Annotated in this window: 23 protein-coding genes; 9 read left to right on the plus strand and 14 right to left on the minus strand. The window is 61.6% G+C overall.

Going from position 1 to position 25,810, the window contains the following annotated elements; genetic code table 11:
- Positions 1 to 70: 70 nt before the first annotated feature.
- The 6 genes from xerD to ffh form a co-directional block, all read right to left on the minus strand.
- Entirely contained in the window at positions 71 to 967 is an 897-nt protein-coding gene (xerD, locus tag BLU76_RS15190; protein ID WP_003198093.1) for a site-specific tyrosine recombinase XerD, read from the minus strand.
- Between the two features lie 133 nt (positions 968 to 1,100).
- Positions 1,101 to 1,451, minus strand: coding sequence for a 50S ribosomal protein L19 (rplS, locus tag BLU76_RS15195; protein ID WP_003175895.1), 351 nt, complete (start codon positions 1,449 to 1,451; stop codon positions 1,101 to 1,103).
- Between the two features lie 45 nt (positions 1,452 to 1,496).
- Entirely contained in the window at positions 1,497 to 2,270 is a 774-nt protein-coding gene (trmD, locus tag BLU76_RS15200; RefSeq protein ID WP_170845966.1) for a tRNA (guanosine(37)-N1)-methyltransferase TrmD, read from the minus strand.
- Positions 2,252 to 2,788: a ribosome maturation factor RimM gene (rimM, locus tag BLU76_RS15205; RefSeq protein WP_058544503.1), complete on the minus strand. Its 537-nt coding sequence runs from the start codon at positions 2,786 to 2,788 to the stop codon at positions 2,252 to 2,254. The genes trmD and rimM overlap by 19 nt, the downstream gene beginning before the upstream one ends.
- 5 nt (positions 2,789 to 2,793) lie before the next feature.
- On the minus strand, positions 2,794 to 3,045 hold the full coding sequence (gene rpsP, locus BLU76_RS15210) for a 30S ribosomal protein S16 (protein WP_003198088.1): 252 nt from the start codon (positions 3,043 to 3,045) through the stop codon (positions 2,794 to 2,796).
- Between the two features lie 251 nt (positions 3,046 to 3,296).
- Positions 3,297 to 4,673: a signal recognition particle protein gene (gene ffh, locus BLU76_RS15215; protein WP_003198085.1), complete on the minus strand. Its 1,377-nt coding sequence runs from the start codon at positions 4,671 to 4,673 to the stop codon at positions 3,297 to 3,299.
- Positions 4,674 to 4,879: 206 nt separating this feature from the next.
- On the opposite strand from ffh, the gene BLU76_RS15220 reads away from it, so the two are divergent.
- The 8 genes from BLU76_RS15220 to cmoB all read left to right on the plus strand — a co-directional run bounded on the left by BLU76_RS15220 (position 4,880) and on the right by cmoB (position 14,333).
- A complete protein-coding gene (locus BLU76_RS15220) occupies positions 4,880 to 5,692 on the plus strand; it encodes a cytochrome C assembly family protein (protein ID WP_063322827.1) in 813 nt (270 codons plus the stop codon).
- A 12-nt stretch (positions 5,693 to 5,704) separates the two neighbouring features.
- Positions 5,705 to 6,946 carry a transporter associated domain-containing protein gene (locus BLU76_RS15225; protein ID WP_092223296.1) on the plus strand — a complete coding sequence of 414 codons (1,242 nt, stop codon included), beginning with the start codon at positions 5,705 to 5,707 and terminating at the stop codon, positions 6,944 to 6,946.
- A 430-nt stretch (positions 6,947 to 7,376) separates the two neighbouring features.
- Positions 7,377 to 8,690 carry an MFS transporter gene (locus BLU76_RS15235; RefSeq protein ID WP_063322829.1) on the plus strand — a complete coding sequence of 438 codons (1,314 nt, stop codon included), beginning with the start codon at positions 7,377 to 7,379 and terminating at the stop codon, positions 8,688 to 8,690.
- Between the two features lie 150 nt (positions 8,691 to 8,840).
- Positions 8,841 to 11,255, plus strand: coding sequence for an endopeptidase La (gene lon / locus BLU76_RS15240; protein WP_092143911.1), 2,415 nt, complete (start codon positions 8,841 to 8,843; stop codon positions 11,253 to 11,255).
- Positions 11,256 to 11,453: 198 nt separating this feature from the next.
- The gene (locus tag BLU76_RS15245; RefSeq protein WP_092223301.1) at positions 11,454 to 11,846 is read left to right on the plus strand and encodes a protease inhibitor I42 family protein; all 393 of its coding nucleotides are present in this window, start codon (positions 11,454 to 11,456) and stop codon (positions 11,844 to 11,846) included.
- Positions 11,847 to 11,848: 2 nt separating this feature from the next.
- Positions 11,849 to 12,493 (plus strand): lysoplasmalogenase, encoded by a 645-nt coding sequence (locus BLU76_RS15250; protein ID WP_092223302.1) that lies wholly within the window; start codon positions 11,849 to 11,851, stop codon positions 12,491 to 12,493.
- A 143-nt stretch (positions 12,494 to 12,636) separates the two neighbouring features.
- Positions 12,637 to 13,380, plus strand: a complete 744-nt coding sequence (gene cmoA, locus BLU76_RS15255; RefSeq protein ID WP_018611163.1) for a carboxy-S-adenosyl-L-methionine synthase CmoA — start codon at positions 12,637 to 12,639, stop codon at positions 13,378 to 13,380.
- Positions 13,377 to 14,333, plus strand: coding sequence for a tRNA 5-methoxyuridine(34)/uridine 5-oxyacetic acid(34) synthase CmoB (gene cmoB, locus BLU76_RS15260; protein ID WP_092143899.1), 957 nt, complete (start codon positions 13,377 to 13,379; stop codon positions 14,331 to 14,333). The genes cmoA and cmoB overlap by 4 nt, the downstream gene beginning before the upstream one ends.
- A gap of 504 nt (positions 14,334 to 14,837) precedes the next feature.
- Here cmoB and tadA read toward each other — a convergent pair.
- The 8 genes from tadA to treP all read right to left on the minus strand — a co-directional run bounded on the left by tadA (position 14,838) and on the right by treP (position 24,826).
- Positions 14,838 to 15,335: a tRNA adenosine(34) deaminase TadA gene (gene tadA / locus BLU76_RS15265; protein WP_092223304.1), complete on the minus strand. Its 498-nt coding sequence runs from the start codon at positions 15,333 to 15,335 to the stop codon at positions 14,838 to 14,840.
- Positions 15,335 to 16,711: a multicopper oxidase family protein gene (locus BLU76_RS15270; protein WP_092223306.1), complete on the minus strand. Its 1,377-nt coding sequence runs from the start codon at positions 16,709 to 16,711 to the stop codon at positions 15,335 to 15,337. The genes tadA and BLU76_RS15270 overlap by 1 nt, the downstream gene beginning before the upstream one ends.
- A gap of 196 nt (positions 16,712 to 16,907) precedes the next feature.
- On the minus strand, positions 16,908 to 17,300 hold the full coding sequence (locus tag BLU76_RS15275) for a DUF6632 domain-containing protein (RefSeq protein WP_092143889.1): 393 nt from the start codon (positions 17,298 to 17,300) through the stop codon (positions 16,908 to 16,910).
- Positions 17,301 to 17,404: 104 nt separating this feature from the next.
- Positions 17,405 to 17,692 (minus strand): PTS sugar transporter subunit IIB, encoded by a 288-nt coding sequence (locus BLU76_RS15280; protein ID WP_092143886.1) that lies wholly within the window; start codon positions 17,690 to 17,692, stop codon positions 17,405 to 17,407.
- A 2-nt stretch (positions 17,693 to 17,694) separates the two neighbouring features.
- On the minus strand, positions 17,695 to 20,229 hold the full coding sequence (ptsP, locus tag BLU76_RS15285) for a phosphoenolpyruvate--protein phosphotransferase (protein ID WP_092223309.1): 2,535 nt from the start codon (positions 20,227 to 20,229) through the stop codon (positions 17,695 to 17,697).
- Positions 20,230 to 20,300: 71 nt separating this feature from the next.
- On the minus strand, positions 20,301 to 21,524 hold the full coding sequence (locus BLU76_RS15290) for a maltoporin (RefSeq protein WP_092223311.1): 1,224 nt from the start codon (positions 21,522 to 21,524) through the stop codon (positions 20,301 to 20,303).
- Positions 21,525 to 21,666: 142 nt separating this feature from the next.
- Complete coding sequence (gene treC, locus BLU76_RS15295; RefSeq protein WP_092223313.1) at positions 21,667 to 23,310, minus strand: alpha,alpha-phosphotrehalase; 1,644 nt, start codon at positions 23,308 to 23,310, stop codon at positions 21,667 to 21,669.
- 73 nt (positions 23,311 to 23,383) lie between these two features.
- Complete coding sequence (gene treP, locus BLU76_RS15300; protein ID WP_092143874.1) at positions 23,384 to 24,826, minus strand: PTS system trehalose-specific EIIBC component; 1,443 nt, start codon at positions 24,824 to 24,826, stop codon at positions 23,384 to 23,386.
- Between the two features lie 243 nt (positions 24,827 to 25,069).
- On the opposite strand from treP, the gene treR reads away from it, so the two are divergent.
- Positions 25,070 to 25,774 carry a trehalose operon repressor gene (treR, locus tag BLU76_RS15305; protein WP_092143871.1) on the plus strand — a complete coding sequence of 235 codons (705 nt, stop codon included), beginning with the start codon at positions 25,070 to 25,072 and terminating at the stop codon, positions 25,772 to 25,774.
- Positions 25,775 to 25,810 lie beyond the last annotated feature (36 nt).

The following is a 25,810-nucleotide window of genomic DNA, read 5'->3' on the forward strand; positions in this document are numbered from 1 at the left end:
TGTGTGGATTCAGGGCCGCTGCGCGCCCCAGCGGGAGCAAGCTCCCTCGCCACAAAAAGCGATGCAACGCCTATCCACGCGGGTGATGCTTGGCATGCAAGTCCTGCAACCGCGCCCGGGCGACATGGGTGTAGATCTGGGTGGTGGACAAGTCGCTGTGGCCGAGCAGCATCTGCACCACCCTCAGGTCGGCGCCGTGGTTGAGCAGGTGCGTGGCGAAGGCATGGCGCAAGGTGTGGGGCGAGAGGGATTTGTTGATTCCGGCCACCTTGGCCTGGTGCTTGATGCGGTGCCAGAACGTCTGGCGGGTCATCTGCTCGCCGCGCAGGCTGGGGAACAGCACGTCGCTGGGGCGCCCGCCCAGCAGTTCGTGGCGGGCATCGCGCATGTAGCGCTCGACCCAGACGATCGCTTCCTCACCCATCGGCACCAGGCGTTCCTTGCTGCCTTTGCCCATCACCCGCAGCACGCCCTGGCGCAGGTTGACCTGCTCCAGCGTCAAGCTGATCAACTCGGTGACCCGCAGGCCGCAGGCGTACAAGACCTCCAGCATGGCCCGGTCGCGCTGACCAATGGCTTCGCTGAGGTCGGGGGCCGCCAGCAGCGCTTCCACATCGGCTTCCGAGAGGGACTTGGGCAATGGACGCCCCAATTGCGGCATCTCCACGCGCAAGGTCGGGTCCACCGCAATCAATTTTTCCCGCAGCAAATAGCGATAAAAACCACGCAAGCCAGAGAGAAACCGCGCCGTCGAGCGCGGTTTGTAGTTCTGCTCCAGGCGCCACGCCAAGTGATCGAGGATTAATTCCCGACCGGCATTGATCAGTTCCAGGTGGTTTTCCTGCAACCAACCATTGAACAGCGCCAGGTCACTGCGATAAGCATCACGGGTGTTATCGGACAACCCCTTTTCCAGCCACAGGGCGTCGAGAAACTGGTCTATCAGCGGATGATCGATGGCGGGCATAAGAACTCTTGAAGGATGCGGGCACACACAGCATCAAAATGGCAAGTGAAGCTATGCAGGGTGCTCAAAGCGCAAATCGCAGGCAACAAAAAAGCAGCCCGCAGGCTGCTTTTTTTTGCATCGGAAGCTGGACTTAAGCCAGTTTTTCCTTGATGCGAGCTGCTTTACCCGACAGGTCACGCAGGTAGTACAGCTTGGCTTTACGTACGTCACCGCGACGCTTGACAGCCATGCTGTCGATTTGCGGGCTGTAGGTCTGGAAAGTACGCTCTACGCCAACACCGTTGGAGATTTTACGAACGGTGAATGCACTGTTCACGCCGCGGTTACGCTTGGCGATAACGACGCCTTCGAACGCTTGCAGACGGGAACGGTCGCCTTCCTTCACTTTCACCTGAACGACAATGGTGTCGCCTGGGGCAAAGGTAGGGATTTCTTTGGTCATCTGCTCTGCTTCGAGTGCAAGGATGATTTTGTTAGTCATGCTGTGCTCCTAAGGCAAGTCGTCGGACTCACCATCGATACGTTGTTAACTATCGTCCCGCTCGCGGATGTATTCCTCGAGCAGCTTCTTCTCTTCTCCAGAAAGCGAGCGGCTTTCCAGAAGATCGGCGCGTCGTTCATAGGTCCGACCAAGGGACTGCTGTAAACGCCAACGCCGGATGTGCGCGTGGTTGCCACTTAGCAACACGTCGGGAACACGCTGATCCGCATACACCTCCGGTCGGGTGTAGTGCGGGCAATCCAGCAGACCATCCGTAAAGGAATCTTCCTCAGCGGAATCTGCATGCCCTAAAGCTCCAGGCAGCAGTCGTGTAACCGCATCGATCAGGACCATCGCCGGCAGCTCGCCGCCAGACAGTACATAGTCGCCAATCGACCACTCTTCATCGACATGAGCTTCAATGAAACGCTCGTCAATGCCTTCATAACGGCCGGCAATCAGGATCAATGCATCCGAATTCGCCAGCTCGCGTACCGCCGACTGAGTCAGCTGGCGGCCTTGGGGCGACAGGTAAATTACCTTCGCACCCTCCCCGGCTGCCGTCCTGGCCTGAACCAGCGCATCTTCCAGGGGCTTGATCTTCATCACCATGCCCGGACCACCGCCAAACGGGCGATCGTCCACAGTGTGATGCCGATCCGTGGTGTAGTCCCGCGGATTCCAACAGGTGAGCTGTAACAGCTCCTGTTTCACCGCGCGGCTGGTTATGCCGTACTCGCTGATGGCGGAAAACATCTCGGGAAACAATGTGATGACTTCAACGCGCAAGTTAGCCACGTTCAGAAATCCGCATCCCATTCCACCTTCATCTCGCCTGCGGCAAGGTCGACGGCCAACACGCATTGCTCGGTATAGGGCAACAGGCGTTCGCGATCATCCAGGCTGCCGACGCAAGGCTTGACCACCATGACATCGTTCGAACCGGTCTCGAGCAGGTGATCGATTTTCCCGAGCAATTGCCCGAGGTGGTCGATGACCTTCAGACCCACCAGCTGGTACCAGTAGTACTCGCCGTCGGTCAGTTCAGGGAACAGGTTGCGCGGCACGCAGATCTCATAACCGGCCAGAAGACGCGCTTCTTCACGATCATCGAGACCCTTGAGCTTTGCGACCAGGAACTTGTCGTTCCCGCGTCCGCTGACCAGCTCCACCTGTTTCACGCTACCTTCGCGCTTGAGCGTCCAGGTTTTGTAGTCCAACAGGTTCTTGATCGGATCAGTAAAGGAATACACCTTCACTTCGCCGCGAACGCCATGTACAGAGTAGATTTTGCCGACAACGATCAAATCATCAGCATCTTTTGGCGTCGCGTTCATATTGCTCAGGCCGCAGCCTTAGCCGATTCCTTCAACAACTGAGCAACGCGCTCAGAAGGTTGTGCACCAACGCTCAGCCAGTAGGCTACGCGCTCTTGGTTCACGGACAGACGAACTTCCTGACCACGGGCAACAGGGTTGAAGAAACCAACCTGCTCCTTGTGGGAACCGTCACGCGGGTTGCGGCTGTCGGTTACGGTCAGGTGGTAAAACGGGCGCTTTTTGGAGCCGCCAAGGGCAAGACGGATTGTTAGCATGTGAACATCGTTCCTGTAGTCGGTGCTGCAAATCTAAATGCACAGCGGGCATAGGTGCCCGAAAGGCCGCATATTCTAAGGAATATCCGGACTTTTGCAAATGTCTTTTTCCGGCGCCTGGCGCCATGCGATCAAGATTTGCCATAGAGCCGTCATGAAAAACGGCAAGTCAGCTCCCGCGTAGCGCGGGTTTGCTGGAGATCCCCGCATCCGTGCGGGGCAACGCCGACATGACAGCCGGCGCAGATTCTTTACATTTTCGGCATGCCGCCGCCGGGCAACATACCGCCCATGCCGCGCATCATCTTGGCCATTCCGCCCTTGGCGGAGAATTTCTTCATCATCTTCTGCATCTGCTTGTGCTGCTTGATCAAGCGACCGATGTCCTGCACCTGGGTGCCGGAACCCATGGCGATACGGCGCTTGCGCGAACCGCTGATCAGCTCAGGGTCGCGGCGCTCGGCCGGGGTCATGGAGTTGATGATGGCTTCCATCTGCTTGAACTGCTTTTCAGCCGCGCCTTGGGCGTTGCCCATCTGCGCCAGGTTCACGCCGCCGATGTTCGGCAGTTTGTCCATGAGCCCGCCGAGGCCGCCCATGTTCTTCATTTGTTGCAGCTGGTCGCGGAAGTCTTCGAGGTCGAAGCCCTTGCCCTTCTTCAGCTTCTTGGCCAGTTTGTCGGCCTTGTCCTTGTCGAGGGTCTGTTCAGCCTGCTCGATCAGGCTGAGCACGTCGCCCATGCCGAGGATGCGCGAAGCGATACGCTCGGGATGGAACGGCTCGAGCGCTTCGCTCTTCTCGCCCATACCGATGAACTTGATCGGCTTGCCGGTAATGGCCCGTACCGACAGCGCGGCACCGCCACGGGCGTCACCGTCGACCTTGGTCAGGATCACGCCAGTCAACGGCAGCGCATCGCCGAATGCCTTGGCGGTGTTGGCCGCGTCCTGGCCGGTCATGGCATCGACCACGAACAGGGTTTCCACCGGGTTGATCGCAGCATGCAGCGCTTTGATCTCGCCCATCATCTCTTCATCGATGTGCAGGCGACCGGCGGTATCGACGATGACCACGTCGATGAATTTCAGCTTGGCTTCTTTAATAGCCGCCTGGGCGATGTCCACCGGTTTCTGGCTCAGGTCGGACGGAAAGAACGTCACGCCGATGTCGTTGGCCAGGGTTTCCAGTTGCTTGATCGCCGCCGGACGGTAGATGTCCGCCGACACCACCATCACCGACTTCTTCTTGCGCTCTTTAAGGAAGCGCGCCAGCTTGCCGGCTGTCGTGGTCTTGCCCGCGCCCTGCAGACCAGCCATCAGCACCACCGCTGGCGGTACGGCACTCAGGTTCAGGTCTTCGTTGGCGGCGCCCATCAGGCTTTCGAGTTCGGCCTGGACGATCTTCACGAACGCCTGGCCCGGTGTCAGGCTGCGCGACACTTCGGTGCCGACGGCGCGTTCCTTGACCGAATTGACGAAGTCCTTGACCACCGGCAGGGCGACGTCGGCTTCGAGCAACGCCATGCGCACTTCGCGCAGGGTGTCTTTGATGTTGTCCTCGGTCAGTTTCGCCTTGCCGGTGACATGGCGCAGCGTCTGCGAGAGACGGTCGGTTAGGTTTTCAAACATGCGCGATCCTTTCAGGCCCAGATGAGACCGGGATAATGGCGGCCCAGACCGTGAAAAATGTGCTCGGCGAGCCTGCGGCGTGGGCAGGTCGCGGATTATAGCGAAGAAGCGGGCAACGTACACCTTGCTGTCAGTTGCTGTGGTCTTTCGTGCGGAGGCGGTTCTATGCCAAACTCAGCGCCTTTCGGGCTTGCCTAACAGGATTTATGCTCCCCTTGTCACCCAGCTTGCTTGCCACGCTCGCCGCCGCCTGCCTTTATGCCGCTGCGACCCTCTATCAAGGCACCCGCCTGGCCACCGGCGCCAAGGCGAACAAACGCCTGCTGGTCACGCTCGGCGTGCTGGCGGTGCTCGGCCACGCGGCCAGCCTTTATACCCACTTGATGACGCCGATCGGCCTGGGCCTGGATTTTTTCAACGCCGCCAGCCTGATCGCCGTGGCTGTGATCGGCTTGACGCTGATCGCCTGCTCGCGCATCCCGGTGGAGAACCTGCTGGTGCTGCTGTTCCCGCTGGGGCTGGCGACGGTGCTGCTGGCGCAGTTCGCGCCGTCAGGTACGGTGCAGATCATCGACGAAGAGCCGGGCATCCTTGCCCACATCCTGCTGTCGATCCTCGCCTACGGCCTGTTCACCATCGCAGTGTTCCAGGCCTTGCTGCTGCTGGTGCAGGACCACCAGCTCAAAAACAAACACCCGTCCGGGCTGATCCGCAACTTCCCGCCATTGCAAACCATGGAAAGCCTGCTGTTCGGCTTCCTCTGGGCCGGCTGGAGCCTGCTGTCGCTGTCGCTGATCTCCGGTTGGCTGTTCGTCGAGAACCTGTTCGCCCAGCACCTGGTGCACAAGACCCTGCTGGCCTGCCTGGCGTGGATCGTCTTCAGCGTGCTGCTGTGGGGCCGCAACCGCCTCGGCTGGCGCGGCCACAAGGCGATTCGCTGGACCCTGGCCGGTTTCTGCCTGCTGATGCTCGCGTACTTCGGCAGCAAGCTGGTTCGCGAATACATCCTGCATGTCTGACGGACGGCCCTGATGGATACATTGCCCGTGGCGCCGCTGTTTGCCGTGCTGGTGGTGCTGATCCTCTGGTCGGCCCTGTTCACCGCCATCGAAGCCGCCCAGCAGCATCTGTTGGCCCAGCGCACGGCCTCGCGCGCCAGTGACAAACCGCTGGCAACGCTGACATTCCCACTGGCCAGCCTGATCCTGTGCAATACCCTCTGTCGCACCCTGGCCGTGGTCATCGGCACCTTGCTGGCGATTTTTACCTGGCTGGAAAACGGCCCCTGGGTCGCCTGGCTCGGCACCAGCGCCGCCCTGCTGGTGCTTGCCGACTACCTGCCGCGCGCCTTGGCCACCCGCCAGCCAGAAGCGGTGCTGGCGCTGGGCAACACGTTGCTTGGCATACCGTTGAAGATCCTCTATCCGTTTGCCTGGCTGTTGAATAGTGCCAGCCAATTGTTGCTGCGCCCCTTTGCGCGCAAGGCCCGCATTGTGCAGCAGAGCGACGACGAGATGCCCGCGCCACCGCGCAGCGAACACGAACCTGAGCACGGCGCCAGCCGACTGCACCCGATTTCCGGCATCCACGCCCTGGACAACATCACCGTCAACGATATCCTCGTGCCCCGCAGCGAGGTCGATGGGATCAACCTCGACGACCCCATCGGCGAGATCATCGAACAGCTGCGCCTGAACCGTCGCACCCGCCTGCCGGTGTTCCACAGCGACATCAACCAGGTCGAAGCGGTGCTCAACACGCGCCAGATCCGTCATTTGCTGGCGGATGCGAGCCTGACCCAAGAAGCGCTGCTGGCCGCCTCCCACGAGCCTTACTTCGTCCCTGAAAGCACGCCATTGCAACTGCAATTGCTGAATTTCCACAAGCAGCAACGGCGCTTGGGCATGGTGGTGGACGAGTACGGCGAAGTGCTGGGCATCGTCACCCTGGAAGACATCCTGGAAGAAATCGTCGGCGAATTCGAAAGCGAGCACAGCCTCGACAACCCCCACGTCCACCCCCAGCCCGATGGTCGCCTGATGATCGATGGCGCGGCGTCGATCCGCGAATTGAACAGGACCCTGGGCTGGCATCTGCCTTGCGACGGCCCCAAGACCCTCAACGGGCTGGTGACCGAAGCCCTGGAAACCATCCCCGAAAGCCCGGTGTGCCTGAAGATCGGCCGTTATCGACTGGAAATCATCGAGACCGTGGACAACCGTGTCAGCCAGGTGCTGGCGTGGCATAACAGTTTGATGCCTGCCGCTTCCTGAAACTCCTGCCTGGACCGGGCGCAGGGTAGCCCTTGTGGCGAGGGAGCTTGCTCCCGCTGGGGCGCGAAGCGGCCCTGAAACCTGATAAAACGGTGCGTCAGGCAGGTTGGGGTTGCTGCTTTGGGGCTGCTTCGCAGCCCAGCGGGAGCAAGCTCCCTCGCCACAGAGTTCTGCGCAAGCGTCACGAACGTGCGCAGGCTCACTTGTTGATTAGTTAGCCTCCTTCCTATACTCCATCCGCTTACCCAGCCCCGCCCGAACCCCGTGCCTACCCCGCACCCAGCCGGTTCCGGCCAGACCATCGGCAAAATCCGCATCAGTCCTGCGACTGTTCCCACCCGAAACAGCGAAAGGATACCCGCCCACATCCCTGGGTGTTCGACCATAATAATTCGCTCCAATGGAGCACATGACTGTCAGGGATAACCGCATGACGACCGCTACCTGCAACGAGGCTGTGTCTGCCCAGCCGACAAACTCGACCACCCGCGTGGCCACCGCAAGTTTCATCGGCACCGCCATCGAGTTCTACGATTTCTACGTCTACGCCACGGCTGCGGCCCTGGTGATCGGGCCGGTGTTCTTCCCGCAAACCTCAGGCACGGCACAGATGCTGTCGTCCTTCCTGACGTTCGGCATCGCCTTCCTTGCCCGCCCGTTGGGCTCTGCGCTGTTCGGCCACTTCGGTGACCGGATCGGGCGCAAGTCCACGCTGGTGGCGTCCCTGTTGCTGATGGGTGTGTGCACCACCCTCATCGGTGTGCTGCCCGGCTACGCCAGCATTGGCGCCTGGGCGCCGATCCTGCTGTGCGTGCTGCGTTTCGGCCAGGGCCTGGGGTTGGGCGGTGAATGGGGCGGCGCGGCGCTGCTTGCCACCGAGAACGCGCCCAAAGGCAAGCGTGCCTGGTTCGGCATGTTTCCCCAACTGGGGCCCTCCATCGGTTTCCTGGCGGCCAACGGGCTGTTCCTGACCCTGGCCATGGGCCTGGATGATGAGCAATTCCGCGCCTGGGGTTGGCGGATTCCGTTCCTGCTCAGTGCCGTGCTGGTGATCGTCGGCCTCTATGTACGGCTCAAGCTCCACGAAACCCCGGTATTCGCCAATGCCATGGCCCGACAGGAGCGGGTAAAGGTGCCGTTGGTCGAGCTGTTCAGCCAGTACTGGGCGCCAACGTTGCTGGGCGCGGCGGCGATGGTGGTGTGCTACGCGCTGTTCTACATCTCGACGGTGTTTTCCCTGAGCTACGGCGTATCCACCCTCGGCTACAGCCGCGAGACCTTCCTGGGCCTGCTGTGCTTTGCGGTGCTGTTCATGGCCGCCGCCACGCCCTTGTCGGCCTGGGCCAGCGACCGCTACGGGCGCAAGCCGGTGCTGATCGGCGGCGGCGTATTGGCGATTGCCTCGGGTTTCCTCATGGAACCCTTGCTGACCCACGGCTCGACCAGCGGCGTGGCGCTGTTCCTGTGCATCGAGCTGTTCCTGATGGGGGTGACCTTTGCCCCCATGGGCGCCTTGCTGCCGGAACTGTTTCCCACCCACGTGCGCTACACCGGCGCCTCGGCGGCCTACAACCTGGGCGGCATCGTCGGCGCCTCGGCCGCGCCGTTCTTCGCCCAGAAACTGGTGGCGATGGGTGGTTTGAGCTACGTCGGCGGTTACGTATCAGGGGCTGCGGTGCTCAGTGTGATCGCCGTGTTGTGCCTGAAAGAGACACGCCACAACGATTTGAACAGGGTCGCCTGAACAGGGAGCCGGGCCTGGCAACAGGCCCGGCTCCAGACCTGTCGGACACCTGAACAACGCTCAATGAAATACCCGCTAACATTCACCCACCATTGAAACCACCCCCCACCTGCCCCATCTAAGACCCATACCCCATTGCGCAGGTGCCCCATGAGCGACCAGCACTCTACCGAAGCCACTCACGATTACGCCGATTCCGACCACATCGAACACACCTCCTCCGGCACCGGCCTGGCGCTGCCTGGCCAGAATTTGCCGGACAAGGTCTACATCATCCCGATCCACAATCGTCCGTTCTTCCCGGCCCAGGTGCTGCCGGTCATCGTCAACGAAGAACCGTGGGCCGAAACCCTGGAGCTGGTGGCCAAGTCCGACCATCACTCCCTGGCGCTGTTCTTCATGGACTCGCCCCAGGAAGACCCGCGCCATTTCGACACCTCGAAACTGCCGCTATACGGCACGCTGGTGAAGGTGCACCATGCCAGCCGGGAAGGCGGCAAACTGCAATTCGTCGCCCAGGGCCTGACCCGCGTGCGTATCCGCACCTGGCTCAAGCACCATCGCCCACCGTACCTGGTGGAAGTCGAATACCCGCACCAGCCGAGCGAGCCGACCGATGAGGTCAAGGCCTACGGCATGGCGCTGATCAACGCGATCAAGGAACTGCTGCCGCTCAACCCGCTGTACAGCGAAGAGCTGAAGAACTATCTCAACCGCTTCAGCCCCAACGACCCTTCGCCGCTGACCGATTTTGCCGCTGCGCTCACCTCCGCCACCGGCAATGAGCTGCAGGAAGTGCTCGACTGCGTGCCCATGCTCAAGCGCATGGAAAAAGTCCTGCCGATGCTGCGCAAGGAAGTCGAAGTGGCGCGGCTGCAGAAAGAGATCTCCGCCGAGGTCAACAACAAGATCGGCGAACATCAGCGCGAGTTCTTCCTCAAGGAGCAGCTCAAGGTCATCCAGCAGGAGCTGGGGCTGACCAAGGACGACCGCAGCGCCGATATCGAGCAGTTCGAGCAGCGGCTCGAAGGCAAGGTGCTGCCGGCCCAGGCGCAGAAGCGCATCGAAGAGGAAATGAACAAACTCTCGATCCTGGAAACCGGCTCGCCGGAATATGCCGTCACCCGCAATTACCTGGATTGGGCGACCTCGGTGCCGTGGGGCGTGTATGGCCAGGACAAGCTTGACCTCAAGCACGCGCGCAAGGTGCTCGACCAGCACCACGCCGGCCTGGACGACATCAAGGACCGCATCCTGGAGTTCCTCGCCGTCGGCGCCTACAAAGGCGAGATCAGCGGTTCCATCGTGCTGCTGGTCGGCCCGCCGGGCGTGGGCAAGACCAGCGTCGGCAAATCCATCGCCGAATCCCTGGGGCGGCCGTTCTACCGTTTCAGCGTCGGCGGCATGCGCGACGAGGCGGAGATCAAGGGCCATCGGCGCACCTACATCGGCGCCCAGCCGGGCAAGCTGGTGCAGGCGCTGAAAGATGTCGAAGTGATGAACCCGGTGATCATGCTCGACGAAATCGACAAGATGGGCCAGAGCTACCAGGGCGACCCGGCCTCGGCCCTGCTGGAGACCCTCGACCCGGAGCAGAACGTCGAATTCCTCGACCACTACCTGGACCTGCGCCTGGACCTGTCGAAAGTACTCTTCGTCTGCACCGCCAACACCCTGGACTCGATCCCCGGCCCGCTGCTGGACCGAATGGAAGTGATCCGCCTGTCGGGTTACATCACCGAAGAAAAAGTCGCCATCGCCAAGCGCCACTTGTGGCCCAAGCAACTGGCCAAGGCTGGCGTGTCCAAGGGCAGCCTGAGTATCAACGACAGCGCCCTCAAGGCCCTGATCGATGGCTATGCCCGTGAAGCCGGGGTGCGACAGTTGGAGAAACAGCTGGGCAAACTGGTGCGCAAGGCGGTGATGAAGCTGATCGACGACCCCAAGGCCGTGATCAAGCTCGGGCCAAAGGACCTCGAGGCCTCCCTGGGCAAACCGGTATTCCGCAACGAGCAGGTGTTGTCCGGCATCGGCGTAATCACCGGCCTGGCCTGGACCAGCATGGGCGGCGCGACCTTGCCGATCGAAGCGACGCGCATCCACACCCTCAATCGCGGCTTCAAGCTGACCGGGCAACTGGGGGACGTGATGAAGGAGTCGGCGGAAATCGCCCACAGCTACGTCAGTTCGCACCTGAAGCAATTTGGCGGCGATCCGAAGTTCTTTGACGAGGCCTTCGTTCACCTGCACGTACCGGAAGGCGCCACGCCCAAGGACGGCCCGAGCGCCGGCGTGACCATGGCCAGCGCGTTGCTGTCCCTGGCCCGCAACCAGCCGCCGAAAAAAGGCGTGGCCATGACCGGCGAACTGACCCTCACCGGGCACGTCCTGCCGATTGGCGGGGTGCGCGAGAAGGTCATCGCGGCGCGGCGGCAGAAAATCAACGAACTGATCCTGCCGGAAGCCAACCGGGGCAATTTCGAAGAACTGCCGGACTACCTCAAGGAAGGCGTCACGGTGCACTTTGCCAAGCGGTTTGCAGATGTGGCCAAGGTGTTGTTCTGATCGTTATACAGCGGCTGTACCGGCCTCATCGCGAGCAAGCTCGCTCCCACAAAGGAATCTTGTGAACGCCACAAGTCCCTGCGGGAGCGAGCTTGCTCGCGATGGGGCCCTGACAGACAACACATCCCCACCTGACACACCCAGTAGCATCTTCGGTTATGCTCGCCGTTCGTCGTGAATGCCGGAGCCGTTGCCCTTATGTCCCTCACTCGCCTGCTTGTCCCCCTCAGCCTCGCCCTGTTGAGCGCCTGTGCCACGCAACCGAAACACAACGTGACCGTGGAAAAACTGAGCCAGTGCCCGGTAAGGCTCAATAACGGACAGAACCTGATCCTGAGCCTGCCCAGCAACCCCAGCACCGGTTATCGCTGGGCGATCCAGGATTCGGCCGGTGGTGTATTGAAGGGCTTGGGGCCGGAGGTTTATCGCAACCCGGAAGACGCCGGCATCGTTGGCGCCGCGGGTGTTTCGACCTGGCGCTTCCAGGCGTTCAGCGCCGGCACCGGGCGCTTGCGCCTGACTTATCAACAGCCCTGGGCCCCGGAAGTGCCGCCCGTGGAAACCTTTGACTGCGCCATTTCGGTGAATTGACCGTGGGCTGGCTGATCCTGGCACTGATGGGCGCAGTCACCTACCTGTACGGCCTGACCGTGCACGCCACACTCTTGTGCCTGCTGGTCAAGCCCATGCCGGTGCTGGCCCTGCTCGGCTGGCTGCACGATGCGCCGCCCAGTGACTATCGGCGCTGGGTCAGTCTCGGGCTGATTTTCTCGCTGGTGGGCGACGTATTGCTGGCCTGGCCGGGGGACCTGTTCGTGTTCGGCCTCGGCGCGTTTCTGCTGGCGCACCTGGCCTACCTGAAAGCCTACCTCAGCGACTGCCGCCGCCCGGCGCTGCTGCCCTTGGCCCTTGCCTTGGGCATCGGTGCGATGCTGTTGGGAGTCCTGGTGTCGAACGGCCTAGGGTCGTTGCTGGTGCCGGTGATTGTCTACGGCCTGGTCATCAGCACCATGCTCTGGCGGGCGTTGGCGCGGCTGGGCACCGGTGTGCCCAAGCGTTCGGCGTGGCTGGCCGCCGCCGGGGCGCTGGCGTTTGTGTTTTCCGACAGCCTCATCGGCATCAACCGGTTCGTGCACCCCTTCCATGCCGCGTCTTACCTGATCATCATCAGTTATTGGCTGGGCCAATGGGGCATTACAGCGTCGGCGTTTACCCAAAAGCCACACGGAGCCAAATAATGTGGGAGCGAACCTGCTCGCGATAGCGGTCTATCAGTCAACATTATCGCTGGCTGATCCATCGCTATCGCGAGCAAGCTCGCTCCCACAGGTTTTTTGGTTAAAATGCCGGCCTTTTCACCACCCATGCCGCTGGAACCGCCGTGAGCAAAGACCCTGATCGCCTATTCGCCCAACCCCTGGCCCAAGTGCCGGACTTCGCCTTCAACGAGGACGTGGTGCGGGTGTTTCCGGACATGATCAAGCGTTCGGTGCCGGGTTATCCGACCATTGTCGAAAACCTCGGCGTGCTCGCCGCGCAATTCGCCCAGCCGGGCAGCGTGCTCTACGACCTGGGCTCGTCCCTGGGCGCGGTGACCCAGGCCCTGCGCCGCCACGTGCGCACCGACGGTTGCCGGGTAATCGCGGTGGATAACTCGGCGGCCATGGTCGAGCGCTGCCGCGAATACCTCAACGGCCAGGACTCGATGTTCCAGGAGCTGCTGCCGGTGGAAGTGATCGAAGGCGACATCCTCGCCCTGACGTTCCAGCCGGCCTCGGTGGTGGCACTGAACTTCACCCTGCAATTCATCGCGCCGGACCAGCGCACCGCACTGTTGAGCCGCATCCGCCAGTCGTTGCTGCCCGGTGGCGCCCTGATTCTCTCGGAAAAGCTGCGCTTCAACGATGCAGAGGAACACGCCCTGCTCACCGACCTGCACGTGGCGTTCAAGCGCGCCAACGGCTACAGCGAGCTGGAAATTGCCCAGAAACGCAGCGCCATCGAAAACGTCATGAAGCCCGACAGCCTAGAAGAACACCGCGAACGCCTGCTCGCGGCCGGGTTCTCGAAAGTCGTGCCGTGGTTCCAGTGTCTTAACTTCGCCTCGTTGATTGCCCTGCCATGATCGATCTGTCCCCCCTCGCCCGCCATCTGGCCGGCACGCCCCTGGCCGATTGGGCCGCGACGCTGCAGACGCAACTCGACAGCAAGATGGAAAAGGGTCACGGCGACCTGGAGCGTTGGCAAAGCGCCCTCGATGCGCTGCCGGCCTTGCAACCCACCACCGTCGATCTGCTGAACGGCCTGACGCTCGACACCGATTGTTCCGACGAAACCCGCGCGCAGATGCGTACCGCGTTGATGGGCCTGTCGCCATGGCGCAAAGGACCTTTCGACCTGTTTGGCGTGCACGTAGACACCGAATGGCGCTCGGACTGGAAGTGGTCACGGGTGGCCCCGCACCTGGACCTGAAAGGCAAGCGCATCCTCGATGTGGGCTGCGGCAACGGCTACTACATGTGGCGGATGCTCGGTGCCGGGGCTGACACGGTGATCGGCGTCGACCCCAACTGGCTGTTCTTCTGCCAGTTCCAGGCGGTGCAGCGCTACCTGTCGCAGCCCAACGCCTGGCACCTGCCGTTTCCATTCGAAGCCTTGCCGCCGGAGCTGGAAGGCTTCGACACGGTGTTTTCCATGGGCGTGTTCTACCACCGGCGCTCGCCGATCGAACATCTGCTGGCGCTCAAGGACTGTCTGGTCAAGGGCGGCGAGCTGGTGCTCGAAACCCTGGTGATCGAGGGCGACGAACACCAGGTGCTGGTGCCCGAGGATCGCTACGCACAGATGCGCAACGTCTGGTTCCTGCCGTCGGTCCCGGCCCTGGAGCGCTGGCTGCGCCGCGCCGGGTTCAGCGATGTGCGTTGCGTGGACGTGAGCCTGACCACCGTAGAGGAACAGCGCAGCACCGAGTGGATGAAGTATCAGTCGCTGAGCGACTTCCTCGATCCCGCCGACCACGGCAAAACCATCGAAGGATTGCCGGCGCCGATGCGGGCGGTGATTGTGGCGCGTAAGTAAATAGCCCAGCCTTATTGGAGGCCAATGCTGTTCACTGGAGATGGTCAGAGTCACTGTGGCGAGGGAGCTTGCTCCCGCTGGGCTGCGCAGCAGCCCCCTCTCAAGCTCACTCAATCAACCTGATCCACCGCGTCGCCGGGCTCCAGGGCCGCTGCGCGCCCCAGCGGGAGCAAGCTCCCTCGCCACGGGAATTGGGCACGGCGCGGGTCAAGGGAATGCCTCGAATCAGTGTCAGTTTCAAGAGCAAATCGGTTGGTCGACCGGAATGCTTTTGAGCTTTTGAGCTTTTGAGCTTTTGAGCTTTTGAGCTTTTGAGCTTTTGAGCTTTTGAGCTTTTGAGCTTTTGAGCTTTTAGGCTTTTGTGGCGAGGGAGCTTGCTCCCGCTGGGCTGCGCAGCAGCCCCCTCTCAAGCTCACTCAATCACCCTGATCCACCGCGTCGCCGGGTTCTAGGGCCGCTTCGCGGCCCAGCGGGAGCAAGCTCCCTCGCCACGGGGTTGTGTGTTCAATCTTGCGATTTGGCTCTTCGGGCCTTGAAGAACTCGCTCAACACCGCGCTGCACTCCTCGGCCAACACCCCGCCCTCGAACATCACCCGATGGTTCAGGAAACCCTGGCTGAAGAACTGCCCCTGGCTCTGTACGATGCCAGCCTTGGGCTCCAGGGCGCCGTAGACGACCCGGGCGATACGCGAATGGACGATGAGGCCAGCGCACATGCTGCAGGGTTCCAGCGTCACATACAGCGTGCTGCCGGGCAGGCGATAGTTGCTCACCGCCTGGGCGGCGGCGCGGATGGCGACCATTTCCGCGTGGGCACTGGGGTCGTGGCCACTGATCGGGCAGTTGAAACCGCGTCCGATGATCTCACCGTCCTGCACCAGCACCGCGCCCACGGGCACTTCGCCCAGGGCGGCGCCTTGTGCGGCAAGGGCCAGGGCTTCGCGCATGAAGTCCTGGTCGCGGCTACGGTCGATGATTTTGGCGGGACGAATCTGACGCATCACGCCACCTCGATGGCGGCCATCAGGCCGGTTTCCATGTGGTCGATCACATGGCAGTGGAACATCCACACGCCTGGATTATCCGCCACCAGCGCCACCTGCGCCCGCTCGTTCTTGCCCAGCAGGTAGGTGTCGGTGAAGTACGGCACGACTTTGTGGCGGTTCGACGCGATCACCTTGAAGCTCATGCCGTGCAAATGGATCGGGTGCTGGTACTGGGTCATGTTCTTCAATTCGAAAATGTAGCTCTGGCCTTTTTTCAGCGTGGCGATCGGCCGGTCGGCGCAGGTCTTGTCGGTGATGTCCCAGGCCTTGCCGTTGATCTGCCACAGGCTCGGCGGCTTGCCGTTGTCGACGTTGACCGACACCGAACCGACCCATTCGAAATTGAAGTTGAGTTTCTCGGCATTGGCCAGGTCCGGCTCGGACACCGGGTTGGGCGGCAGCGCCGGCGGCCATTGGCTCGGGGCGTCACTGTTAGGCACCGAGCGCAGGGTCCCCAGGCGCACCGGGCCGTTGCGCAACGACAATTCTTCGCCCGCCGGCGGCGCCTTGATCGCCAGGCAAATGCGCATGCCCGGGCCAAGCCAGTATTCCTTGCCCAGCGGGCGCGGTTCGATGGGGTTGCCGTCCAACGCATAGATCTGCGCTTCAACGCCTGGGATGTTGATACGGTAAGTCAGGGTGTTGTCGAGGTTGAGCAAACGCACCCGGGTGATCTGCCCGGCCGGCAGGTCGATCACCGCCTGCGGCACACCGTTGATGGTCGCCAGCCGCCCGGCCGTGCCGCCACGCGCCGCCTCACGGGGAATACTGAACTCCACGAACTGACCTTGTTCGTCCACATGCCAGCTCTTGAGGCTCAGGGTCTGTTCATACTTGAAGCCAGTCGGCTCACGCTCTTCGATGATCAATGGTCCCACCAGCCCACGCCCGAGCTCTTCGCTGCTGTTGACGTGGGGGTGATACCAGTAACTGCCGGCGTCCGGCACGCGGAATTTGTAGTCGAAATACTCGCCCGGCAGCACCGGCAGTTGCGAGACATACGGCACGCCGTCCATCTCCAGCGGCAAACGAATACCGTGCCAGTGAATGGTGGTGGCGACCGGCAGGTGATTGATGAAGCGCACCCGCAACCACTCGCCCTGGCGCACCCGCAGTTCGGTGCCCGGCGCCGAGGGGCCAAACGCCCAGGCCTGGGTCTTGTGCCCGGCCACCAGTTCCACGTCCAGCGGTGCGGCGATCAGTTCATAGTCGTGACCAGCCTCGGCATCGGCGCGCTTGCCCAGCCAATACCGCGATGCGCCCCCCGCGCCTACGCCAACGACAACAAGACCGGCCAGGCCACCGAGTATTTGGCGACGGGTAAAGGACATGAACGCAACCACCTATTGAATCCGCGCGAACCGGTGGGTCCGCAAAAGGCGAATACGATACACCCGCAGATGAGAAACGGTAAGGCCAGCGAAAATGAAAAAAACAAAATGAAAATGCCCTGGGGAAAGTTATCCACAGGGCATTTTTCGTGCACATCGAAGCAGAGCTTATCGGCAGGATCAATTCATTCGCGGGTTACGCATTGCTGCGCCGCGGCGTGAAGAAAGCCAACGCCGCCGCAACAATGAACAACGCGGGCACGTCGCCCAGCAGATGGCCAACGTGGCTCGTCCCGTCCATATCGACGCCGAAGGACTGCACGGCCATGATCGCGCCGTGCACGACGCTCGACCACACGGTGAACCAGATCAGGCTCAAATGTTTCATCGGATCGCGCGACGCCATCAGCAAGAACACACCGAGTGTCGCGTAGATGCCGACGATCATCAGCGGGTACTGGGAATGGCCGCTGTGCCACGTCCAGCCGGACGGCCACAGGAGCATCAGCGGCCCGATCGCGAAGATGGCGATCAGACCGACCACAATCAAGACGATGCGCAAGGCGGCGAGCCGCTGGGTGTCGTTCATGGCGGGCTCCTTATTGCGGCGGGTTGCCGTAACTGGATGCCCGTGAGTATAGAACGCTCCCCGGTGTATACCCCGTCAACCGATACCTTCAGACATCTGGCGGTTCAGGCCGGCAAGCCCGTAATCAGATGCACCACGCCGTTCTCCAGTGTCATCACCCCGGCCACCCCGGCCGCGCTCAGCCCCGTCCGGTCGATCCGGGCCACATCCCGCAACTCCACCCGCAGCCGCGTCAGCGCTACGGGTTGATGGTGCTTGAGGTTATCCGCGCCACCCAGCGCGGCGACGATGGCCGGTGACAGTTCATCAACCGCTGCCGCTGGCCTGGGCTCTTCCGGTACCAGGTCCGGGGTCAGGGCTTTCCAGAATGCCTGTTGCAGTTTGTCGAACATGTTCAATGCTCCATGACCAGGGTGGCCGAACTGGCCGTGGATAAATGTCTGCGCAAGAGGTCGCGCACCTGCTCGGCGCTTTCCTGGGCCAAGGCCTGTTGGGCCAGCGTGCGGCATTCACTCAGATCCCATTCACGCACGCAGGCCTTGATGGCCGGAATCAGCGGCACGCTGACCGATAGCTCATCCACGCCCAGCCCCAGCAACACCGGTACCGCCAAGGTTTCCGATGCCAGCGCGCCACATACTCCGACCCATTTGCCATGGGCGTGAGCGGCCTCGACTGTCCGGGCGATCAGGCGCAATACCGACGGATGCAGTCCATCGGCCTGGCTGGCCAAGCGCGGGTGGTCGCGGTCCATGGCCAGGGTGTACTGGGTCAAGTCGTTGGTCCCGATGGAGAAGAAATCCACTTCGGGAGCAAACAGGTCGGCCATCAGGGCCGCCGCCGGGACTTCGATCATGATGCCCAGCTTCGGCGCTTGCGACAGGCCCAGGTTGCGCACCTCTTCGTCCAACATCTGCCGCGCCAGCCGCAATTCCGACAACTGCGTGACCATTGGCAGCATGATGTGCAGCCGCGTCAGCCCCGAACAGGCGAGGATTGCCCGGAACTGTTCACGCAATAACTGCGGTCGCTCCAGGCACAGGCGAATACCACGCATGCCCAGGAACGGATTGGCCTCGTGGGCCATCGGCACATAGGCCAGCGGCTTGTCTCCGCCCACGTCCAGGGTACGCACCACCAGATTTCGCTCAACCCCCAGGGCCCGGGCGACGGCACTGTACAAGGCCGCTTGCTCGTCATGGCCAGGTGGGTGCGCGCGATCCAGGTAAAGCAGTTCGGAGCGCAACAGCCCCACCCCTTCGCCCCCCAGGGTCATGGCCTGCTCCACGTCCCGAAGCGAGCCGACATTGGCGGTGATCTCGACTCGATGACCATCAAGGGTACGGGCCGCGAGGGCCGATTGTTCGAGGTCACGCCGCTGCCGTCGCAACTGTCGGTCACGGGAGGCCTGGAGTTGCTCGATCCGCGCCGGGTCTGGATTCAAATGCAGTTCGCCGCTGTCGGCATCCAGCAACACCGGGGTGCCGTTGGCAATGGTCAATGCCTGCTCAGGCACGCCACACAACGACGGCAGGCCCAGCGCACGGGCCAGGATCGCCACATGGCTGGTAGCACCGCCACCCACCGTGACGAAACCGGCGATTCGGGTGGTGTCCAGGCTCGCGGTCTGGGACGGCGTCAGTTGCGCGGCCACCAGGATCGACTGCTCGGGCAGGTCCCAGGTGTGCTCCTGCACGCCGAGGATCAGCTTGAGGACCCGATGCCCGACATCGGCCAGATCCATCGCGCGCTCGGCCAGCAAGGCATTGCCCGATTGCTGGAACTGCGTGGCGGTCGCCTCGGTCGCGGTTTTCCAGGCAAAGGCCGCGCTCTTGCCTTCGACGATCAGATCCCGAGCCTGCTCCAGCAAGGTGGGGTCTTCCAGCAGTTCCTGATGGGCGCTGAAAATCTGCGCCTGAACGCTGCCCGCACACTCGTTCTGCAGCGCCTTCAATGCCTGGTTGGCCTGGTTCAACGCCTGCTCCAGGAGCACCTGCTCGGTCTCGATTCCTGCGCCCGACGTTTGCACGTCCAACGCCTGGGTCGCGACCTGCACCACCACACCCGACACCGAGCCCGGCGAGGCACACACGCCTTGCCAGCGCTCAGGCGTGGGCGATTCGACGCACATGGGCACTTCTGGCGTCGGCTGCGCCTCGACGGATTCGCCGCAGCCCGCCAGCAACAGTTGCGTCAACGCCTCGAGCGCCTGTTCGGCCTGTGGACCGGCGGCACTGAGCTGCAAACTGTCGCCCTTGACCGTCTGCAACGCCATGATCGCCACCAGGGATTTGCCGTTGGCGCTGGCCTGCTGCTTGTGCAGGCAGATGTTCGCATCAAAGCCTTTTGCCGCCTGGGCGAACACCGCAGCGGGACGCGCATGCAGACCGCTGTCATTCGGCAGGATCAGTGGCTTGGAAAACAGCACCGAGCCCTGTTGCGTCTGCGCGTCCTGCCCTTGCGTTCCTTGACTCACCTGCAGCAGCGGCTGACCGCTTTCCACATAGGACGACTGGGCCGGTATCAGGCTGAAGTCTTCGCCAGTGACCACCAGCATCAACGTCAACAGACTGCGCGCGTGCAAGGCGATGTAGTCGGCATCGAAATCGATCAGCGGTTGCCCGGCCTCGACTCGTTGACCTATTTCTACTCGGGAAGTAAAGCCCTTGCCCGCCAGGTTCACCGTGTCCAGGCCGATGTGCATCAACACCTGAACACCGTTGTCACTGGTGACACTCACTGCATGGGCGCTGTCCTGGAGCGTGCCGACGACACCGGAGAGCGGCGCACAAAGGGTCTGCGAAGTCGGATCGATACAGATTCCGTCCCCCACGACACGGTTGGAAAAGACCGGATCAGGCACGTTTTCCAAGGGCATCAAGACCCCGGACAATGGTGCGAGCAATTGCAAAGGTTGCGTTGTGTTCATGACTTCACCTGCTGCTGTCTGTTCTTTTCGCATCGCGGGCAGAGCGCGTTCACTGACCCGCGCCACACGGGTCATTTCCACCAGTACTCGACCTGCACGCCCACGTTGGAACCATGCCGCGTACCGCCAAATGCACCGGTTTCGGACAGCGCCGAACCGGCCGCCAGTTCATTGGCTGCGCGCTGGGCCGCCGCGTTCCAGCTGGCGTAGGTGTAATACAGTCGTATTTCCGGGCGAGCCCAGAATTCCGGGCCCTTGGGCGACCAGGTAGGGGCAAAGGTGAATTTGCTCAGCTTGCGTGTTCCATCGCTGGCCTGCACTTGGTCATGGCCCAGTTCGGTCACCAACTTGAACTGATCGGTGATGGCGTAGGCCGGGCGAACCCCCAACGACAGCCAGTCCTGATCGACGCCGTCAGGACGAATGTCTTTCTGGTACACCGCCTGTACTTGCCCGCCGAAACGCGGCGTGATCTGCCAATCGAAAAACTCCACCAGACGATAGCTCTTGTTGCTGTCGTCCAGTCCGGTATCGCCGGTATAACCCAGTCCGGTGCCGGGCCCCTCCCCATATTGCAAGGCCAGTTTATTCTTGCCGCCAAGGAAGTCCTGCTGCACATGCTGGGCGGTCAAGGCCCAACCGCGATGGGCATCGCGCCGGCTCGCCCGGTCGATGAGACTCACCCCGAACTCCAGCTCGCCACCGGGGTTGGTATCGAAGCCGCCCACGTTGAAGTCATGCCGGTTGACCGGGTCTTTCTGGTACAGGTTGTCCTTGCGCGAAAAGGCGTAGCTGTATTTCAGCCCGCCGATCAACACATCCTCGATTCCGGCCCCAGTGGCGCTCTGGTTCCAGTAGTAGAAATCGGAAATATGGATGTCGTTACGCTTGTAGTAACGCCGACCGGCCCATAGCGAGCCTCCGTTCAGGCTGGGCATGTTCGACCACTGGGCATACATCTGCGGCATCCGCGCCGCGCCGTTTTCGCCCTGGAAGGTCGGCGTGCGGTCGTAGCGGTTATACAACGAAGCCATGCCATCCACGCTCAGCACCGAACCGTCGTCGAGGGTGAAAAGGTCCTGGCGCAGCTCCAGTTCGCCATATTGTTCGCACTCGTTGCCCAATCGATATTTGCTTTGCGCCCCGGGCAACTGGAAACAGGATTGGGAGCGGCCATTGGTGGCACTGCCGACGCCACTGCGCAGGTAGCCGGAGAACTCCAGCGCCTGGGCGGGGAATGGCAATGCCAGGCAAATACAAGACACTGCAAGACCACGATTTATTGTTGTTTTCATATGCCGCTCCTTCTTTTTTATTGTTTTTTGATGCACTTCAATCTCCCTTCGCCTGCCAGCGAATGGGCGACAAAAGGCACACGGTGCGTCGAGCGCAACGTGGTCGCTATCAGGCGATGCCTGGGTCAGAAATGACGTTTGTTCAGTCGCTCAGGTGCAGCACGAACGACTCGTAGGGGCGTAGGAACAATCGTCGCTCACGGTGTTGGCGGTCGTAGTTGCCGATCACCCATCGTTGCTTCGTGTCGGCGCAGAGAATTCCTTCCGGCAACTGGACTTCGCAGTCGCCACCGTAAAAGTGGCTGACCACCAGCAGGCGCTCGCCCTGCCCTTCGCGCAGGTACGCCCACACCTGGGGATGCTCGGGCAGCAGCAGGCGATAGACCCCGTCCTGGATCAAGGCCTCGCTGCGACGCAGGGCAATCAAGCGACGGTAGTAATGCAGTACCGAGGTCGGGTCTTGCAGTTGCTGCTCGACATTGATGAAGGTCGCGTTGGCGGGTACGTCGATCCAGGGTTCGGCACGGCTGAAACCCGCGTTCGGCCCGGCATTCCATTGCATCGGCGTACGCCCGTTGTCACGGGACTTTTGCATGATCGGCCCCATGGCCTCGGCTTCAGGCATGCCGGCGTTGCGCTTGAGGCGATAGATGTTCAGGGTTTCCACATCGCGGTATTGATCGATGTGATCGAAGCCCGGATTGGTCATCCCCAGCTCCTCGCCCTGGTACACGAAAGGCGTGCCCTGCAGAAAGTGCAGCGCAGTGGCGAGCATCTTCGCCGAGACCACCCGATATTCTCCGTCATGCCCGAAGCGCGACACCACCCGCGGCTGATCATGGTTACACCAGAACAGTGCGTTCCAGCCGCCACCGGCCTGCATGCCGGTCTGCCAGTCGGACAGGATGCGCTTGAGCTGGAAAAAGTCGAAGTCGGCCCGCACCCACTTCTGCAGGTTCGGATAATCCACCTTCAAGTGATGGAAATTGAAAGTCATCGACAACTCCCGTGAGTCCGGGCACGAATAGCGAACGCAGTGTTCAAGGCTGGTGGACGACATCTCGCCAACGTTGATCAGGTCGAAACCTTCGAAGACTTCCCGATGCATTTCCTGCAGATAGCGGTGTACGTTGGGGCCATCGGTATAGAAACGTCGGCCATCGGTGTGATCGTCAGGAAAGTCGGCCGGCTTGGAGATCAAGTTGATCACATCGAGACGGAAGCCCCCCACCCCCTTGTCCCGCCAGAAGCGCATCATCTTGAACACTTCGGCGCGCACCTGAGGGTTGTCCCAGTTCAGATCGGCCTGGGTGTGGTCGAACAGGTGCAGGTAATACTGGCCGGTCTGTGCTTCGTACTCCCAGGCAGAACCACCGAATTTGGATTCCCAACTGTTGGGCTGGTCGCGCCAGACGTAGAAATCGCGATACGGGTTGTCGAGGCTGCTGCGAGCGGCCTGGAACCAGGGATGCTCGATAGAGGTGTGGTTGACCACGATATCGAGCATCAGCTTGATACCGCGCCTGTGGGCTTCGGCGATCAGCAATTCACAATCGGCCATGGTGCCGTAGCTGGGGTCAATGGCGTAGTAATCGCTGATGTCGTAGCCATTGTCCCGTTGCGGCGAACGCAGGAACGGGGTGAGCCACAGGTAATCCACACCCAGCCAGTGCAGGTAGTCGAGCTTGTCCACGACGCCCAGCAAATCGCCGGTGGCCTGGCCACCATGGCTGTAGAAACTCTTCGGATAAATCTGGTAGATCACTGAACGTTGCCAGTCTTGCATGGCGAGATTCCTTCAGTCTGTTGGGTACCGAACCGGGAGGCCTCATCGCGGGCCAGCCCGGATCCCACGAGTGTCAGGCGACGCGATACCCCGGCCGGACGATCTTCATGCTCAATGCACAGGTCAGGGCAAAGGGCACGCTCATGGCGATGGCCATGCCGATCACGAACATGGGTATGGCGTCGGGAACGATCGAGATGAAACCCGGCAAGCCTCCCACGCCAATGGCCGAGGCCTTGATCTTGTTCAACGAGAGGAAAATACAGCCCAGGGCCGAGCCGGCCAGGGCGCAATAAAAGGGGAACTTGTAACGCAGGTTGACCCCGAACATCGCCGGCTCCGTGATGCCGAAGTAAGCGGAAATCGCCGAGGTGGACGCCATGCTCTTGTCCCGGGCATTGCGGGTCATGTAGAACACCGCCAGCGCCGCACTGCCCTGGGCCAGGTTGGACATGACGATCATCGGCCAGATAAAGGTCCCGCCCTGGGTCGAGATCAACTGAAGGTCCACTGCCAGGAACATGTGGTGCATGCCGGTGACCACCAGCGGCGCATAGAGAAGGCCAAAGATCGCCCCGCCGATCACCGGCGCCAGGTCGAACAGCGCCACCATACCCTCGGTGATCAGGATCCCCAGGTGCCGGGTGACCGGACCGATGATGGCGAGGGCCAGCACTCCGGTGACCACGATGGTGGTGATGGGTATCACCAGCAGTTGGATCGCATTGGGCACCCTGGCACGCAACCATTTCTCGATCACGCTCATGACATAGGCCGCCAGCAGGATCGGCAGGATCTGCCCCTGATAGCCGACTTTTTCGATCCGGAACCAGCCGAAGATATCGAAATAGGGCAGGCTCTGGCCGTCCAGCCCCGCCACGGCCTTGCCGTAGTTCCAGGCGTTGAGCAGGTCCGGGTGGACCAGCATCAGGCCCAGCACGATGCCGAGGATTTCACTGCCGCCAAAACGCTTGGCCGCCGACCAACCTACCAGGGCCGGAAGAAAGACGAAGGAGGTGTTGGCCATCAGGTTGATCAGGCTCCAGACACCGTCCAGGTTGGGATACGCATCGAGCAACGTCTGGCCGGCAATGAACATGCCCTTGGCCCCCAGCAGGTTGTTGACGCCCATCAACAGACCGGCGATCACCAAGGCGGGCAGGATCGGCATGAACACGTCGGAAAGCACCCGTACCAGGCGCTGCATGCCGTTTCCCTTCTGCGCGCCCTGGCGCTTGACGTCGGCAATGGTCGCGGCCGCAAGGCCAGTCAGTTCCCGCAGGGCGGCGTAGACCTTTTCCACTTCGCCCGGCCCGATGACCACCTGAAACAGCCCACCGGTAAAAAACGATCCCTTGACCAGATCAATCTGGTTCAGCGTGGCGCTGTTCACCCGGGCGGCATCCTTGAGGGACAGGCGCAGGCGCGTCACGCAATGGGCGGCCTGCTCGATATTGTCGACGCCACCGAGGCTTTGCAGCAGCTCACTGGCGATTTTGGAGTAATCGTGGCTCATGCTTTTTTCTTCCGCGTCATTCTTGTTATTGAGAGTCGACAGCACGTGGAAGCGAAAGTACTCGTCTGTACGAGTTAAATCAACAACTCGTACAGACGAGTTTTGAAATTGTTTATGATACCCATGACAAAACGGGAAACGTCCTACGCTCCTCTCATCAAATAATGACAGTCGAATGGACAAATCCCCCACTTGGCCCTTAAGGTTCCGCCCCGGTGAACAGCGCGGTACAGAGCCCTCTCCATGAGTAAATACAACCGGATCTACAACGATCTGCTGACCAGCATTACCACCGAACGCCTGGAGCGTGGCGCCCGCTTGCCTTCGGAAACCGAACTGATGGACAGCTACCAGGCCAGTCGCGGCACCGTGCGCAAGGCGATCGAACAGCTTCAGGAACGTGGTTTTGCCCAGAAGATCCACGGCAAGGGCACCTTCGTGCTGTCGACCTCCCCCATCGAATTCCAGCTCGGCGGCATCGTCAGCTTCCAGGAGACCTACCCGCGCCTGGGCGACGATGTCAGCACTGATGTGGTCGAGTTCACTCAACTGCCGTTGGAAGGCGCCCTGCTCGAGCACATCAAGGCACCCGCCGGCAGCCAGGTGACGCGCATCAAGCGGGTACGGCGAATCGACGGCAAACGGGTGATCCTGGACATCAACCATTTCGTCAGCGACGTGATCCCCGGCCTGACCCGCGACATCGCCGAGCGCTCGATCTACGCCTTCATCGAACAGACCCTGCAGCTGCAAATCGCCTATGCCCAGCGCACCATCGAAGCGATTCGCTGCGGCAAGGACGACCAGCAACACCTGGACCTCGACGGCCAGAGCCACGTCATCGTGGTCAGCAACCAGACCTTTCTCCAGGACGGCCGACAGTTCGAGTACACCGAATCACGGCATACCCTGGATAAGTTTTATTTTTCGGACGTGGCGCGGCGCTGAAGTCGTGAGGAATCCCAGCTCAGCGACGCCACAGGA

The organism is Pseudomonas sp. NFACC08-1, from assembly GCF_900106735.1.
Classification (GTDB): domain Bacteria; phylum Pseudomonadota; class Gammaproteobacteria; order Pseudomonadales; family Pseudomonadaceae; genus Aquipseudomonas; species Aquipseudomonas fluorescens_Q.